General features: G+C 36.9%; 14 protein-coding genes. 12 read left to right on the forward strand and 2 right to left on the reverse strand.

Translation table 11 applies throughout. The features are described 5' to 3' along the window. Window positions 1-124: 124 nt before the first annotated feature. From LG377_RS05455 to LG377_RS05465, 3 genes are all read left to right on the forward strand, one after another. The gene (locus tag LG377_RS05455; RefSeq protein ID WP_225743665.1) at window positions 125-721 is read left to right on the forward strand and encodes an HK97 family phage prohead protease; all 597 of its coding nucleotides are present in this window, start codon (window positions 125-127) and stop codon (window positions 719-721) included. 36 nt (window positions 722-757) lie between these two features. After that, window positions 758-952 (forward strand): hypothetical protein, encoded by a 195-nt coding sequence (locus LG377_RS05460; protein WP_225743666.1) that lies wholly within the window; start codon window positions 758-760, stop codon window positions 950-952. Between the two features lie 220 nt (window positions 953-1,172). After that, window positions 1,173-1,481, forward strand: coding sequence for a hypothetical protein (locus tag LG377_RS05465; RefSeq protein ID WP_225743667.1), 309 nt, complete (start codon window positions 1,173-1,175; stop codon window positions 1,479-1,481). A 357-nt stretch (window positions 1,482-1,838) separates the two neighbouring features. On the opposite strand, the gene LG377_RS05470 is transcribed toward LG377_RS05465, so the two are convergent. Then, window positions 1,839-2,276, reverse strand: a complete 438-nt coding sequence (locus LG377_RS05470; protein WP_225743668.1) for a type II toxin-antitoxin system PemK/MazF family toxin — start codon at window positions 2,274-2,276, stop codon at window positions 1,839-1,841. Between the two features lie 23 nt (window positions 2,277-2,299). After that, window positions 2,300-3,091, reverse strand: a complete 792-nt coding sequence (locus LG377_RS05475; protein ID WP_225743669.1) for a hypothetical protein — start codon at window positions 3,089-3,091, stop codon at window positions 2,300-2,302. A 557-nt stretch (window positions 3,092-3,648) separates the two neighbouring features. Here LG377_RS05475 and LG377_RS05480 point away from each other — a divergent pair. From LG377_RS05480 to LG377_RS05520, 9 genes are all read left to right on the forward strand, one after another. Further along, window positions 3,649-4,317, forward strand: a complete 669-nt coding sequence (locus LG377_RS05480) for a hypothetical protein (RefSeq protein ID WP_225743670.1) — start codon at window positions 3,649-3,651, stop codon at window positions 4,315-4,317. Window positions 4,318-4,392: 75 nt separating this feature from the next. Next, entirely contained in the window at window positions 4,393-4,815 is a 423-nt protein-coding gene (locus LG377_RS05485) for an OsmC family protein (RefSeq protein WP_225743671.1), read from the forward strand. A 131-nt stretch (window positions 4,816-4,946) separates the two neighbouring features. Beyond that, window positions 4,947-5,705: an alpha/beta hydrolase family protein gene (locus tag LG377_RS05490; RefSeq protein WP_225743672.1), complete on the forward strand. Its 759-nt coding sequence runs from the start codon at window positions 4,947-4,949 to the stop codon at window positions 5,703-5,705. Window positions 5,706-5,844: 139 nt separating this feature from the next. Further along, window positions 5,845-6,588 (forward strand): alpha/beta hydrolase family protein, encoded by a 744-nt coding sequence (locus LG377_RS05495; RefSeq protein WP_225743673.1) that lies wholly within the window; start codon window positions 5,845-5,847, stop codon window positions 6,586-6,588. Window positions 6,589-6,666: 78 nt separating this feature from the next. Beyond that, window positions 6,667-7,914, forward strand: a complete 1,248-nt coding sequence (locus LG377_RS05500; RefSeq protein WP_225743674.1) for a sugar ABC transporter substrate-binding protein — start codon at window positions 6,667-6,669, stop codon at window positions 7,912-7,914. Window positions 7,915-7,987: 73 nt separating this feature from the next. Beyond that, entirely contained in the window at window positions 7,988-8,866 is an 879-nt protein-coding gene (locus LG377_RS05505) for a carbohydrate ABC transporter permease (RefSeq protein WP_225743675.1), read from the forward strand. Window positions 8,867-8,883: 17 nt separating this feature from the next. Further along, window positions 8,884-9,705, forward strand: coding sequence for a carbohydrate ABC transporter permease (locus LG377_RS05510; RefSeq protein ID WP_225743676.1), 822 nt, complete (start codon window positions 8,884-8,886; stop codon window positions 9,703-9,705). 21 nt (window positions 9,706-9,726) lie between these two features. Further along, complete coding sequence (locus LG377_RS05515) at window positions 9,727-11,877, forward strand: glycoside hydrolase family 3 N-terminal domain-containing protein (protein WP_225743677.1); 2,151 nt, start codon at window positions 9,727-9,729, stop codon at window positions 11,875-11,877. Window positions 11,878-11,940: 63 nt separating this feature from the next. After that, window positions 11,941-15,303, forward strand: a complete 3,363-nt coding sequence (locus LG377_RS05520; RefSeq protein ID WP_225743678.1) for a GH36-type glycosyl hydrolase domain-containing protein — start codon at window positions 11,941-11,943, stop codon at window positions 15,301-15,303. Window positions 15,304-15,309 lie beyond the last annotated feature (6 nt).

Here is a 15,309-nt window from a genome sequence, read left to right on the forward strand (position 1 = left end):
CAGCCCCCCCTCCCCTTAAGCTTTTAAAAAGTAATTTTTAAGCTGATTTGTAAAGATTTATCAAAAGAAAGATAAATTTAAAAATAATAAAGAATAGTTACTAAATTTTATCAAAACTTAAGGAGTGACAAAACTGGAAGCAGCAAACAAGCAAGAGTATAGAAGCGTAGCGTTATTGGGAACAACAAAAGAATCAGAGGGAGTATATAAAGTTGAGGGGTATGCAACCACGTTTAATCGATATGAGCTATTCGAAAGCGACGGGATTAAATACTACGAACAAATAGATAGAAATGCGTTTGTTGGCGCTGATATGTCGGACGTGATCATGCAATACGATCATGAAGGAAGAGTGTTAGCAAGAAAAACAAACGGCACGTTAACCATTACACCTAATCAGTATGGTTTGTTTATAAAAGCAGATTTAAGTAAGAGCAGCGCTGGGAAAGAACTTCATAAAGATATAACGAGTGGCCTTGTTACTAAGATGTCTTGGGCGTTTACAGTGGCTGAGGATAGTTATGACAAAGACACACGCACACGAATTATTAAGCGGATAAAAAAAGTGTACGATGTATCTGCCGTATCTATACCAGCCAACGATCAAACATCAATAAGTGTTGAATCACATCTTGACGGAGAAACACGAAAAAGAGCTAATGAAAGAAGAAGAACCAGGCTCCGATTACAAGTCAAACTTCTTGAAATGGAATTTATGTAATCAAGAAATAAAATAACAATGAAAGGAGGTGTTTAAATGCATAAGGAAATTAGATTGCGTAACAAACTAACCACTGAAGATATTACGAATGATGAATTTGTTATACGTATGCAGAAACGTTTTTTAAAAAGTGGGAAGTCTTCTTTAAGTGAAACAGAACAACGTGAGCTTAGAAAAGAGATCATGAGTAACGAAATAAACGCAGAATTAAACAATATATACGTACAGTAAGATAAACATACCAGAAGAAATTAAGGGGCTCAGACACGCTTATTTTATCGTTCAATTACATTTGTAAATAAATTATAGTTTGAGAAAACGATGAGCAAAATAATAAAGGGAGTTACTAATGAGTAGCTTCCTTTTTTTTACTGTATTAGCTCAAAGATTTTTTTGGTATACTAAAAGTAAAAGGAAACTTGATATTTAATTATATATCGGAGGGATAAACATGGAAATGGTAAGCATCAAAACCAAAACACAGCAATGGGCCTTTGCAAAAGATATCGGAAGAATCATGGGATACAAACAACCGTCGTTGCTACTCAAACGTTTCAGAGAGTTTGCTGATCAAAACCCAAATTACTTTGCACCGCATAAACCATATTTGAAACTTGAGGGTATGGACACGGTGTACGACATCTTATGTTTCGCATTCTACTTCGAGAATCGAGACTTATTAGACGCTGGCACAAGAAGTTTGAACTTTAAGAAAGACTTGCCACGTCTGAGAGAAGTCTACAAAGAAAATGAGTATTAGTGGTTAAATACGATAACAGCTCGACAGATCAAAAAGTCGGCTCAGTAATTGATTAGCTTAAATTTCAAACTAGTCGATTTCGACCAGTTTAGAAGCAACATAATAAAAGACCTCCCCAAATTTGGGGAGGTCTTAGTGATTAAATAAAATAACGCAGTTTAGAAAAAGATAATAAAAGCCCCTATTCATTTTTTAGAAAGGGGCCTAATAAGGACCTTAACTTGAAGGTCAACAAGATACACAATTTAAACGTTTGAGCTAACCTCGAACCGCTTGTGCTATAAGGCCTACAACTGGGTAGGCAACATAAGTATCATACCATAAGAGGTTTCTATGTCAACACTTTTGATAAACAAATTATATCGCAAAAATTGTTTTTAATCTAGCTTTTACCCCTGTCATATCTTCAGTTTTAACAAAACCTATAACATTTTTCAATCTTACTGTTGAAATACTTTTGACTTGTTCAGTTTTAACACAAGAGTCGAACGTTAAAAAATTATATTTTTCTTTTTTTAAAGTATAATGCGTTCTTACATGATCTCTAATGTTTTTTGTTAAAGGTATAACGATTACTTGACCCGCAGAATTGAATTTGCTATCAGAGACTATTAACACCGGTCTACTATTTGAAATTTCATAACCAAGATTTTCTCCTAACTCACACATTACAACTTGTCCCTGCCGGAAATATCTATTTTTAGCGTTGTCGCTCAAATCTTCCCAGTTACTGGATAGTATTTCTTTTCGAGGACTCCAACTTCTTAATTTTTTTATTTTTAAGTCTTTTCTCATTTTTTGCTCCTCAAAGTATGATTTCACGGGAAAATTTTAAGCCCTTTTCCATTATAATTAGGATATTTATGAATTTTCTTTTCAACGTACTCAAAATGATCGTCTACTTCTTCAGTTTTCACATATTTATGGATACTATAAGATATAATATCGCAGAGTTCTAAAGGCCAATACGACAAACTGCCGTCTCTCGTTCTTTTAGGGTTGAAGTAAACTCCTTTTATACAACTAAAATTATGTTTTTTTCTATATTCGTTACCGTTTCCCAATAAATAATTTATTTTATTAAGGACTTCTAAATTTTCTTTGAATCCTCTAGATTCCAATAAAATAGCCACGGATTTTTCTTCCCTCATAATATCTAAGCAAAATCTTTCCAACATAAATTCTACACCTAATTCATAGACAGGAAAAGGAGATGAGTACTGTGAACAGTGCTCTAACTTGTTTATAGAGGATGAGTAAATTTTAGCATCAATATTATCAATTATAAGATTTAAATCTTGGGTGAATTCTTCTGAGTTTACTAATTTTGGATTGAAAGGGCCAACTTTTTTTCTTATATCTTTGGAGTGGAGTACGATGCGCTTTCCTTTAAAAAGCCCTTTTTCCCAATATTTATTTTTTAAGTTAATTACTCTATCTCTCGTTTCTTCAAAATTTTCGAGATTATATAAAACTCCCGTTACCGTGAACCACATGTTTTCTTCATTGAAATTATGTGATAATGTTGAAGTGCCATTTTCATCTATAGCAAATAAGTAATTCACATCGCTCAAATTTTCTATGCTTGTTGGATACGTATTCCATGTCAAGTTAATCACCTCCTTAGGTATTGTACTAAATTATACTATGGCTAAACTTAATTATAAAGTCTCTATTTCATTGTATTTCAAGGAATTTATCATTATATTGATACATTAGGTTCAAAATGAATAGTTGAAAATATTTTAAGAAGCATATTTTCAACTATTATGGCAGTAAAACAAGTTCGTTGAATATAAAAAGATCCCCTCAATTTTGAGGAGATCAATCGTACGCCTATAAGTATAATTTCGCTTTTACTATGTGATAATTCTTGTGCATTTCTTGTGTCTATCTTGTACACAAGAAATGAAACTACTGAGTTCTTGATAGCTTGAATAGTCTAAAGAATAGTGCTACAAAGCTATATTGATATTTGCTGATACTGCCTAAAATATACACTTGCTCTATCCTACTGAGCTATAGAGTCAATGTTAAACGAACTCACTTATTGTACTATGGAAGTTTAATTGATACAAGTTTGCTTAAAAGACAAAGCTGTTTTTCTTGCGAAATTATCATAAGAAAAAGGGCTTTCTGCTATAATAAAAGAAAAAAGGATGATTAGATGACATTGATGAAACGGTTATTGAGTGCTTCAGCTCTGACAGTATTACTAGTAGGATGCGGAACAGATGAGGCCGATGAAACAGAACAAGTAGAACAATCTGCACAAGAAACAGAAGTAGAAACAACTACTGAAGATCAGGCGACTGAGACAGAAGTTGAAGAAGATAGTGACGATGAAGGAAGTATCGAAGTAGACAAGGGACTCTTCAGTACAGAGCTGACACTACCGGCAGAATTATCAGAGACTTTTGAACCAGATGAACTCGCTTTGGAAGAAGCGAACATCACTGAGAATGAGGATGGATCGGTTACAATAAAGATGTCTAGATCTCAACATCAAGACTTGTTGGATGAATTGAAGCAAACCATCACTGACTCAGTAGAAGAGTTAATGGCCGATGAAAATTTTCAATCTTTTAAAGATATAGAGTTCAATAACGATTTCAGTGAATTTTCTATTATTGTTGACAGAGAAGCCTATGAAGCAGGGTTTGATGGTTTTGGTATTTTTGGATTGGCGATATCAGCGCTTTACTATCAAGTGTTTGAAGGGAAAGAACCAGAAAGTTTAACATCGACATTTGAAATTCAAGACGAAGCTACCGGGGAAGTGTTCAGCACAATCGTTTATCCAGATGACTTGGAAGAGAGTTTAGATCTAGAATAATTAGGGTATTTCACTATGGAAAAGTAAGTGAATGTGATTTATAATGGAAATAAATTCAAGAGACGGAGGGTATTTATGAAGGTTTCAACGAAATGGGAAGGTAATCTAGCTTTTACAATGAACAATCATACTGGAAAAGAACTGAAAATGGATGCTGGAGAATCTGCTGGCGGAGAAGGTTCAGGCGTATCTCCAATGGAAGCTGTTCTTGGTGGCTTGGCAGGTTGTATGGGAATTGACATGTATATGATTCTTAAACCTTATCAAGAAAAATTAGAACGTATTGAAATCGAAACAGATGGAGAAAGAAATGAAGAACCACCAAAATACTTTACCAAGATTACTATCATGCTACATGTTGATGGGGATGTCCCAGCCAGTAGAGTTTGGCGCGCCATTAAACTAAGCGACCAAAAATACTGCTCTGTAGCGAATTCACTTAAAGCTGAGTTAACTTATAAACTAATTTTAAATGGAGAACAAGTAGACCAAAACTAAATGAATCCGACAGAGAACCACTTATTTAAAAGGTGGTTCTTTTTTCAACTCTATTTAATGATAGGTAGTTGCTATTTTAAATGGAAACGCTTAATATATACTGAAAGAGTCTTTATTTAGGAGGAAAAGAATTGGCAGTTATTTATGGAACAATACAATCTGAAAGACTGATGCGCAAAGTACCTTTCGCAGCGATTTTACCATCAGAAGTAAAAAAGGATGAAACAGTAGAACCATTTAAAACCCTTTATTTACTTCACGGGTGGAATGATGCATCTGATGCCTGGATTAATAATACAAGAATTGTTGAACTAGCAACGAAACATAATATTGCGGTTATCATGCCATCTGGAGAAAATAGTTTTTATGTTGATCTCAAAAATGGCAGTTACTATGGACAGTATATCGGTGAAGAACTTGTTCAGATTACTAGAAAAATGTTCAACTTATCTCAAGATTTCGAATCTACATGGATTGCCGGATTGTCAATGGGCGGATACGGTGCATTGAGAAATGGATTGTATTACAATGAAACTTTTTCGAAAATAGCTGCACTTTCTAGTAGAGTACTTCAATCTCAAGAAAAAGAACATGATCTGTCAGAGGATAACCGAATGAATCAGGCTATAAAATATATTATAGGTTCAGATACATATAAGGATATGGATAAAGACAAAGATATCTATTCTCTGATTAAAAAAGAATCCATACCGGAGCTATTCATTGCCTGCGGTACGGAAGACTTTATTTATAAGGATAGTTTAAGTCTGCACAATTATTTAAGTGAACAAAAAATCGATCATATTTACAAAGAGTCGCCCGGGGAGCATTCCTGGGATTTCTGGGATCACTATATCGAACAAGTGATTGAATGGATGGTAGGGGGCTAAAAGAAACTAGCTCAAAAATCCGCAATGAATCAGTTGCGGGTTTTTTATATATTAGATTAAAAGAAAAGGCTTGCAAAACAAATTAGTATTCTATATAATTCATTTATCGAAACGTTTCGAAAGGAAGTGGAAATGATAAATGACTACTGTCGATGCTACGTTCTTTTCAAAAAGTCTAGATAGAAAAGTGACGTATTCAGCTATCATTCCGAAAATGAATAGAGAAATGAGAATGTTTAAAACCCTTTATTTATTTCATGGATATAGCGGAGACCGAAAGGATTGGTTCTACGCAGGACAAGTTGAACAACTAGCAGAGTCATATAATATTGCCATCATTTTACCATCAGGAGAGAATAGCTATTATGTAGATCATCCAAATGGAATGAATTATGGTCAGTTTGTCGGTGAAGAGCTAATTGAAGAATCAAGAAGTCTGTTTCCTTTATCTTGTAAAAGAGAAGAGACATGGATTGCTGGATTATCAATGGGTGGTTATGGAGCTTTAAGAAATGGTCTTTACTATAGTGAAACATTTGGAAAAATCGCCGCCTTATCAAGCAGGATTATAACGAAAACATCTGAATTTGAAGAAGATCGTTATCCTGAACGAATCATGAAGGTGCTCATTGGAAGCCAGGATATTCAGGATATACCGGATAATATAGATTTATATGAATTGGCTAAACAGTCAATGTCATTACCCAATATTTACATGGCTTGCGGAACAAGTGACTTTTTGTACGAAGATAATGTAGCTTTCCACAACGAACTCAAACGCCTTAATATCAAACATGATTATATCGAAGATACAGGCGATCACAATTGGAATTTTTGGAACAAGCATATTATTTTAGCAATAGACTGGTTAACGAAAACATAAATTTTATTTAAAAGTCGAAACGTTTCGACAAATTCTATTAATTAATAATCAAACAACTAAAATTAGGAGGAAAAAATGATGAAATGGAACAAAATGATTTTAGGTACAACTTCTTTGGTCGCGATGAGTTTATTGGCTGCTTGTGGTAATAGTGGAAATGGTGACGCAGGTTCAGATGGTTCTGCAGATACATTATCAGTTTGGGTAATGGGAGATGGCGATGAAGTCACCCAACCGCTTTTCGATTCTTTCACTGACGAAACAGGCATTGAAGTTAATGCACAAAGTATTCCCTGGTCAGCTGTTCATGACCGTTTACTGACTGCTGTTGCTTCAGGTGAAGGTCCAGATGTAGTCCAAATGGGATCCACTTACATGGCTGAATTTGTTGACGCGGGTGCATTGATGGATATTACAGAATACGTTGAATCCAGCGAAGAAATCAGCCCTGATAACTTTTTCGAAGGGAACGTTGAGACGACAATCTTTGACGACAATTACTATGCTGTTCCTTGGTATACAGAAACTAGAGCGCTTTACTATAGAACGGATTTATTAGAAGAAGTAGGTTATCCAGAAGGACCGGCGACTTGGGAAGAACTATCTGATGCAGCAATTAAGTTGTCTGAACGTGGAGATAACTACTATGGCTTTAGTATTCCAATCAATGAGCAGACTTTTGGACCAATGTTCGCAAAACAAAATGGTTCACCGATCATTGATGAAGAAGGTAAGGCAGTAATGAACGAACCGGAATTTGTTGAAGCAATTGAATACCTAGATGGATTTATAGAATCTGGTGCTTCACCTAGTCAAGACTTAGGAATTGAAATTTCTCAAAGTTTTGGTGGAGAAGGAATCAATCCAATGTTTATTAGTGGACCGTGGATGATTACTGCAATAAAAGATCAGACAACAGATATCGAAGGTAAATGGGCCGTTAGAACCTTACCTGAAGGACCTGTAAGTAACGTATCAAATACAGGTGGTGCCAATTTAGCTGTATGGAATAATTCTGACCATGCAGAAGAAGCCATTCAGTTGATTGAGCACTTGACGAATACAGATAGCATGCTGACATACTATGAAAATTCAAGTTCTCTTCCGGCAAGAATTGCAACATGGGATGAAGAACCATTCCAGGACGAAAATGTTGCAGTATTTGGAGAACAACTTGAAAACTCAGAGCACATGCCAGTTATTGAAGAATGGGATAGAGTATCTCAGGCTTATATCAGTAGCTTCGAACAAATCATCGTTGGTGGTGCAGATGTCCAAGAAACGATGGATAATTTGAATCAAGAAGTACAAACAATTCTAGACTAAAAAGTTAAAAATTCAGAGAGTGGAATAAAATCTATTCATTCTCTGAATTTTGATTTTAGAGAGGAACTTATTCATGAAAAGTAAAAAAGCACCGTATTTCTTTATTGCACCTGCCATCGGCTTATTACTGATGTTTTCTATATTCCCAATTATTTTAGCGTTGATCATTAGTTTTACGGATTTGAGTTTAGCTGGATTAGCGGATTACTCACGAATCAATTTTACGGGACTACAAAATTATCAAAACATCCTACAAGATAGTGTATTTATGAAATCAATCACTAATACATTATTTTATGTCGTATTTGGTGTTCCACTGGTCATTTTATTTTCTTTAACGATTGCAATTTTGATTAATATGGGAAAAAGTCGGTACTTCTCTTTTATGCGTGTTGTATTCTACTCACCCTCAATCACGAATATCGTCGCAGTAGCAATTGTTTGGGCATTCTTATTTAACCCCAGTCAAAGTATTGGTTTGATCAATCGTGTGATTGGAACGATTGGTATTGGTCCAATAGGCTGGCTAACGGATACAAGTGTTTCCAAAATTTCACTGGTAATTTTGGCTGTTTGGAGAAGTATCGGGATTAATATGTTGATCTTCTCAGCCGCACTCCAAAATATTCCGCGTACAATGTATGAAGCGGCTGAACTAGATGGTGCGACGAAATGGGGACAGATTCGATTTATTACAGTACCACAATTAAAATTCTCAACGTCCTTCGTGACAATCACCACAATTATCGGCTGGTTACAGTTCTTTGAAGAACCCTTTGTTATGACCGAAGGTGGTCCGTTAAACAGTACAACAAGTGTAGCACTTTTTATTTACCGTAACGGATTCCAAAATAACCAATTCGGTTACGCAGCTGCTGGTTCACTTTTACTGTTTGTTGTCATCATATGTGCAACATTAATTCAACTCAGACTACAAAGACGAGCAGATTAAAAAGAGGATGTGTTGGCATGATTAATATTGATAAAAAATTAAAAATTACTATTGGTGTTATATTAGGGATTTGGGGACTCATCACAGTCATTCCGTTTGTATGGATGATTCTTTCGGCATTTAAGACGAATCCAGAGATTGTAGCAGCTCAACCCAGCCTACTACCCAATGAATGGACACTAGATAATTTCAAGGAACTTTTCGAGCGCCTGAACTTCGATGTGTATCTCTTAAATACCGTCATCATTACGGTTTTGGGATTTGTCGGATTGCTGCTAAACGCAATGGCTGGATTTGCTTTTGCGCATTATGATTTCAAATTCAAGAACTTCTTATTTATTTTAGTATTAGCTACGATGATGATACCTGGTCAAGTTACGATGATCCCAGTGTATTTATTACTGAATCAAATGGGCTTGACGAACACCTACTTGGGGATTGTATTACCCGGCTTGACAGGAGCTTTTGGGATTTTCTTGTTTAGACAGTTTTTCTCAAGTATTTCAGAAGAGTTTTTTGAAGCGGCAAGATTAGATGGTGCAAGTGATTTCTATGTGTTTTTCAGAGTAGCATTACCGCTCTCTAAACCAATCATAGCAGTTCAAGGTATATTGACCTTTATCGGCGGGTGGAATTCTTTCTTATGGCCACTGATTATTGCGAATGACCAAAGATTTTATACTTTATCTGTTGGTCTGCAGTTACTTCAAGGTCAACATGGTACGAATTATGCACTTCAGATGGCTGGGGCTGCTTTTATGGTCGTTCCAATTTTAATTATATTTGTTATCTTCCAGAAATACATTCTAACGGGTTTCAATATTTCCGGTGGAAAATAAGAGAAGAAAAAGGAGTCACTTATGAAAATTGAAGAACTAAAAGCTTTACTAAAAGAAATGACGATAGAAGAAAAAGTAGGACAGACCATACAATTGTCTGCTGATTTCTTCTCTGATCAGTCAGAAGACCTTACAGGTCCAATGAATGAAATGGCAATGACAGAAGAGAAAAAGTATCAAGTTGGTTCTGTCTTAGGTATTTCTGGAGCTAAAGAGACTATTCAACTTCAGAAAAGGTATATGGAAAAGCATCGCTTGCATATACCTTTATTATTTATGGCAGATATCATCCATGGTGATCATACAATCTTTCCTATCCCCCTAGGATTAGGAGCAACTTGGAATCCAGATACTGTTAAGAAAACAGCTGAAATTTCTGCTAAAGAGGCCGCTGCTCAAGGACTACATGTAACGTTTTCTCCAATGGTTGATCTCGTTAGAGATCCCAGATGGGGGAGAGTTATGGAAGCGACTGGAGAAGATAAGTTACTCAACAAGCGTTATGCTAGAGCTTTTGTAGAAGGGTATCAAGGAACTGATTTAAAACAAGATCTCACAAAACTCGCTGCCTGTGTCAAACATTTTGCAGGCTACGGCGCACCAAGAGGTGGTAGAGATTACAATTCTGTTGACCTAAATGAAAATACATTGCGAGAACATTATTTACCAGCATATCAAGAAGGCATTGATGCTGGAGCAAAACTAGTTATGACTGCCTTCAATACAATTGATAATATACCGGCAACAGGAAATAAACGTCTTATGAGAGATATCTTAAGAGATGAAATGGCTTTTGATGGCGTATTAATTTCAGACTGGGGTGCAATCGGAGAGCTAGTGCCACATGGTGTAGCAGAAGACAATAAAGCTGCTGCGATACAAGCACTCACGGTGGGCGTTGATATTGAAATGATGTCAGCAGCTTACAGTGAGCACTTAATTGATCTAGTGGAACAAGACGAGACATTAAAAGAACTTTTGGATGAATCTGTCTGGAATATCTTAAGATTGAAAAATGATCTAGGACTCTTTGAAAACCCGTTCCGTGGTGCTGACGAAGAGACCGAAAGCCTTTCTGTTTTTTCAGATGAAAACAAAAAGGCAGCCTTAACTACTGCGGAAGAGTCCATCGTTTTACTTGAAAATAACGGCGTGCTGCCACTGAATCAAGAAGAAAAAATTGTCTTGACGGGTCCGTTAAAAGATTCAAATGACATTTTAGGTGCCTGGTCTTGGAAGGGGGATAGAGAACAAGCGGCTACACTTGCGGAAATGATGGGTCAGCGCTTAGGGCCAGATTCCTTGAGTATTGTTGACGAATCACAGTTTTTCGAAGGGCAGAATAGTTTCTTTATGAACGAAATTCATTTGTCGGATACAGTGATTGTCGCGCTCGGCGAGAGTTCTGAGATGAGCGGTGAAGCGGCAAGTCGAACCATTATCTCATTGCCAGAATATCAGATGGTCTTGCTCCGAGAGTTAAAGAAATTAAATAAAAAAGTTGTGGCCGTATTATTCAATGGACGTCCGTTAGATTTGAGTGGAGTAGTTCCGCTGGTTGACGGGCTTGTTGAAGCTTGGTTCCCTGGTACAATGGGCGCAGAAGCAGTGACAAATGTGTTGTTTGGAAAGTTCAATCCATCCGGCAAGCTTCCGATGTCATTCCCGAGATCGGTTGGACAAGTTCCCTTAGCATACAATGAAGACAGTACAGGTCGGCCAATGACGGACGAAAAGAGGAATGAAAAATATCTTTCGAGGTATCTCGATTCCGAAAACACTGCACTTTATCCGTTCGGTTTTGGTCGTTCTTATACTTCTTTTGACTACAGTGAATGCACGCTTTCTAGTCAAGAGATATCTATGGAAACGTCTCTAACGATTTCGATAGAAATTAAAAATACTGGAAAAATAAAAGGAATTGAAACGGTTCAAGTCTATGTGAGAGATAAAGTAGGAGAAGTCGTTCGACCAGTTAAAGAATTGATTGACTTCAAAAAAGTCGAATTAGAGGCTGGTGAATCAATGACTGTTGAATTCGAAATTACGGAAAAACAATTACGTTATACACATGCAGATCACTCAGTGAGAAGTGATGCTGGAGAATTTTCGATCGGGATCGGGACGGATAGTTCCGCTGAACTGACACACTCATTTTATTTGGAAAAATGAGTTTACCGGAAAGTAAAAAATGAGAGTTGAAACTAAACTGTTTAAGAGTTGAGGAGTAGTAGTATGAAATCATTAGTTCAAGCAAAAAAATATATGCATACACTGAAACAAGGACAGACGATTGTTACCTTTTTAAAGTCGGGTGACCTATACAAAATCAAATATGAAGACATTATGATTAATCAAATTGAAGGAAACATGATTGATGGCGCACTAAATAATATGTATCTGAGACGTTTTGACGAGAAAGGTACAGTTTTAAATGTTGCGCCACTACTTGGTATCCAGTCAAAAAGTCAGTTTTCAATAGGGAAAACGCAAGCAAGCTGGAAAGGATCAATTGAAGAGGTCGATTATACTGTCCGATTTAGCCTAGCTGAAGACAAGATGTGGTTCTGGGAAATCGAGCTGTCGGGTGCTAATGAAACAGTGGATGTCGTTTACGGGCAAGACCTTGGATTAGCTTCTGAAGCGGCGCTTAAAGCCAATGAAGCTTATGTCGCCCAATACGTTGATCATATGGTTAGCGATACAGACTTAGGCTACGTTATTAGTTCAAGGCAAAATCAACCTCAATCTGGACTGCATCCCTATCTTCAACAAGGGAGTTTAACAGGTGTAGACGGATTCTTGACTGATGGCTTTCAGTTTTTTGGAAAAGCATACAAAGAAACAAACCGGCCAGAAGCCTTAAATCAAATTGCCATGGAAAATAAAAAGAGCCAGTTTGAATTTGACTATAGTACATTGAAATCCCGCTCGATTACACTGAGTGCAGATGAGTCATCAAAAGTAATTTTCTACAATCTATTCAAAGAATCTCATCCAAAAGCAGTTGAAAAGGTAGAAGACCTGGACCGTATTCAGACTGCCTATCAGAAATTGAGATCCGAAGAACTAATAACTTGCGAAACCATTAAGAAACAAGAAACGATAGGTGAACCATTAGAGACTATCGAAGTCAGTCAAGAAGACTTAAAAAAATACTATCCTAATAGAGTACAAGACGAGATGATTGACGGTCGTATTGTATCTTTTTTCACGGAAGATCAGGCGCACGTAGTGTTAAAAGAAAAAGAACTGATGCTGGAACGTCCGCATGGGCAAATCCTGTTTACGCATAATAAAACAGTACCTGATGAAACCATTATGAGCACAACTTCTTGGATGTATGGAGTCTTTAATGCGCAACTCGTGATGGGAAATACGGATATGAATAAAGCACTGTCCAATACCCGTAATGCTGTGAATTTTTTCAAAACAAGTGGTCAAAGGATTTATATCAAAGTAGATGAAACCTATCGTTTACTAACTATGCCGTCTTTAATGGAAATCGGAATTAATCATGTGAAATGGATCTATCAAACAGAGAACGAAACTTTTACAGTCCTTAATGTCGCTTCTTCTAAAGACTCTTTGATTCAACTATCCGTGAGTAGTGAAAGTGGAACTGCGTATGAATATCTGATCACAAATCAAATGACGATGAACAGTCGAGAATATCAAACGCCGGTATGGTACGAAGAAAAAGATGGGGCAGTCTATACAACTTTCGATGAAAAGACCGCTGCACATCAAAAGTTACCTGAGTTAACGTATAAATTCCAAGTTAACCATGCTGAGTCAAAAATTGTCGGCGAAAGTAGTCTATTGACTGGAGTGGATGAAGGAACTGCTATGTTGCTGAATTTTCAGGTTAGTGCTACGGATCAATTTACGTTTACTATGGAAGGTTCACTAACTGATCAAACCTTTGAAACGCATGAACTAGATTTCAATCTAGAAAAACAAGCTTTTGCTGAGTTTTTTGATCAGTTAAGTAACGGATTTTCAATGAGTGGGCCAGAACCACTCACCAATATTTCTGATAAAATGAACCTAACGACTCGTTGGTACACGCACAATATGCTAGTGCATTACCTTGTTCCACATGGTCTGGAACAGTTTGGCGGAGCGGCCTGGGGCACTAGAGATGTCTCACAAGGACCGGCTGAATATTTACTAGCAATGCAGAAATACGGCAGTACGCGTGAAGTGATCGAACGCGTCTACAGTCACCAACATCTCAGCGATGGTAACTGGCCACAATGGTTTATGTTCGATTCCTATGTAGATGTTCAAGCTGACGAAAGCCACGGGGACGTGATCGTTTGGCCACTAAAAATGCTTGCTGATTACTTGGAAATCACTAACGATTACAGCATACTCGATCAAAGAGTACCTTATTTTGATCAGTCAACAAAATCAGATACCGAAACGTCTGAACCCATCAAAGCTCATGTTGCCAAACAGTTAGAGTACATTCAGTCCAACTTTTTATGGGATACAATGCTTTCTTCTTACGGAGATGGAGATTGGGACGATACTTTACAGCCACATGATCAGAGTTTGAAAAAGAATATGGCCAGCAGTTGGACTATCGCGTTGACCTATCAAACATTGAAAAAGTTCGCAGAAGTACTTGAGTCTATTGACCAGGAATGGGCGCAGGCCGTTAAGGAATTAACTGAAAAAATTGAACAAGACTTCAAGAAATATATTTCATCTAACGAGGTCGTTCCTGGATTTGTTTATATGCCAAACGAAAAAGAAATCGTTAAAATGATTCACCCAGATGATACAACAACGGGTATCCAATATCGGTTGCTACCAATGATCAGGGGCATGATCAGCGAACTGTTTACAAAAGAACAAGCGGAACATCATTTTGAGCTAATCCAAACGTATTTGAATACTCCAGATGGTGTGCGTCTTATGAATCGTCCGGCAACCTATAAAGGTGGCGTCAGCCGTCAGTTTAAGCGAGCTGAACAAGCAGCCAATTTTGGTCGAGAAATTGGTTTGATGTATGTACATGCGCACATCCGTTATATTGAAGCGATGGCAAAAATCGGTCAAGCACAAGAAGTCTGGAAGGGTTTGGAAACCATCAACCCTATCAATATTTCAGAAGTCGTTAAGAATGCTGAAGTTAGACAAAGCAATACTTATTTCAGTAGTTCCGATGCAGATTTTTCTGATCGTTACGAAGCGCAAGAAAACTTCGACCTTGTTAAAAAAGGTGAAGTCAAAGTAAAAGGTGGCTGGAGAATTTATTCCAGTGGGCCTGGAATCTATATGAATCAACTGATTTCCAGCGCACTCGGTATTCGTGTCCAGTCTAAAAATCTAGTACTCGATCCGGTATTGAAGAAAGAACAAGATGAACTAACTGTGACTTATCAGTACAATGGTTATCCATTAAACATTCAATTCCACTATACGAATAATGACCAAGTAAGTGTTCAAGTCAATGGGGAGGAAATCCTGCAACAGACCTTAAAAAATCCATACAGAAACGCAGGAGTTAAACTTGATCACAAAACTCTAGAAAAAATTCTCACGCATAAAATAAATACGGTAGATGTATTTTATCCAGTTTATTAAAGATAA

It is taken from the genome of Marinilactibacillus sp. Marseille-P9653, assembly GCF_916618885.1.
GTDB lineage: Bacteria > Bacillota > Bacilli > Lactobacillales > Carnobacteriaceae_A > Marinilactibacillus.

What these genes read in the sequence shown, in the direction of transcription:
- LG377_RS05470 (WP_225743668.1), bottom strand. Translation starts at nt 2,276, where the DNA reads ATGAGAAAAGACTTAAAAATAAAAAAATTAAGAAGTTGGAGTCCTCGA.
- LG377_RS05460 (WP_225743666.1), top strand. Translation starts at nt 758, where the DNA reads ATGCATAAGGAAATTAGATTGCGTAACAAACTAACCACTGAAGATATT.
- LG377_RS05495 (WP_225743673.1), top strand. Translation starts at nt 5,845, where the DNA reads ATGACTACTGTCGATGCTACGTTCTTTTCAAAAAGTCTAGATAGAAAA.
- LG377_RS05510 (WP_225743676.1), top strand. Translation starts at nt 8,884, where the DNA reads ATGATTAATATTGATAAAAAATTAAAAATTACTATTGGTGTTATATTA.
- LG377_RS05500 (WP_225743674.1), top strand. Translation starts at nt 6,667, where the DNA reads ATGAAATGGAACAAAATGATTTTAGGTACAACTTCTTTGGTCGCGATG.
- LG377_RS05465 (WP_225743667.1), top strand. Translation starts at nt 1,173, where the DNA reads ATGGAAATGGTAAGCATCAAAACCAAAACACAGCAATGGGCCTTTGCA.
- LG377_RS05505 (WP_225743675.1), top strand. Translation starts at nt 7,988, where the DNA reads ATGAAAAGTAAAAAAGCACCGTATTTCTTTATTGCACCTGCCATCGGC.
- LG377_RS05520 (WP_225743678.1), top strand. Translation starts at nt 11,941, where the DNA reads ATGAAATCATTAGTTCAAGCAAAAAAATATATGCATACACTGAAACAA.
- LG377_RS05480 (WP_225743670.1), top strand. Translation starts at nt 3,649, where the DNA reads ATGACATTGATGAAACGGTTATTGAGTGCTTCAGCTCTGACAGTATTA.
- LG377_RS05515 (WP_225743677.1), top strand. Translation starts at nt 9,727, where the DNA reads ATGAAAATTGAAGAACTAAAAGCTTTACTAAAAGAAATGACGATAGAA.
- LG377_RS05485 (WP_225743671.1), top strand. Translation starts at nt 4,393, where the DNA reads ATGAAGGTTTCAACGAAATGGGAAGGTAATCTAGCTTTTACAATGAAC.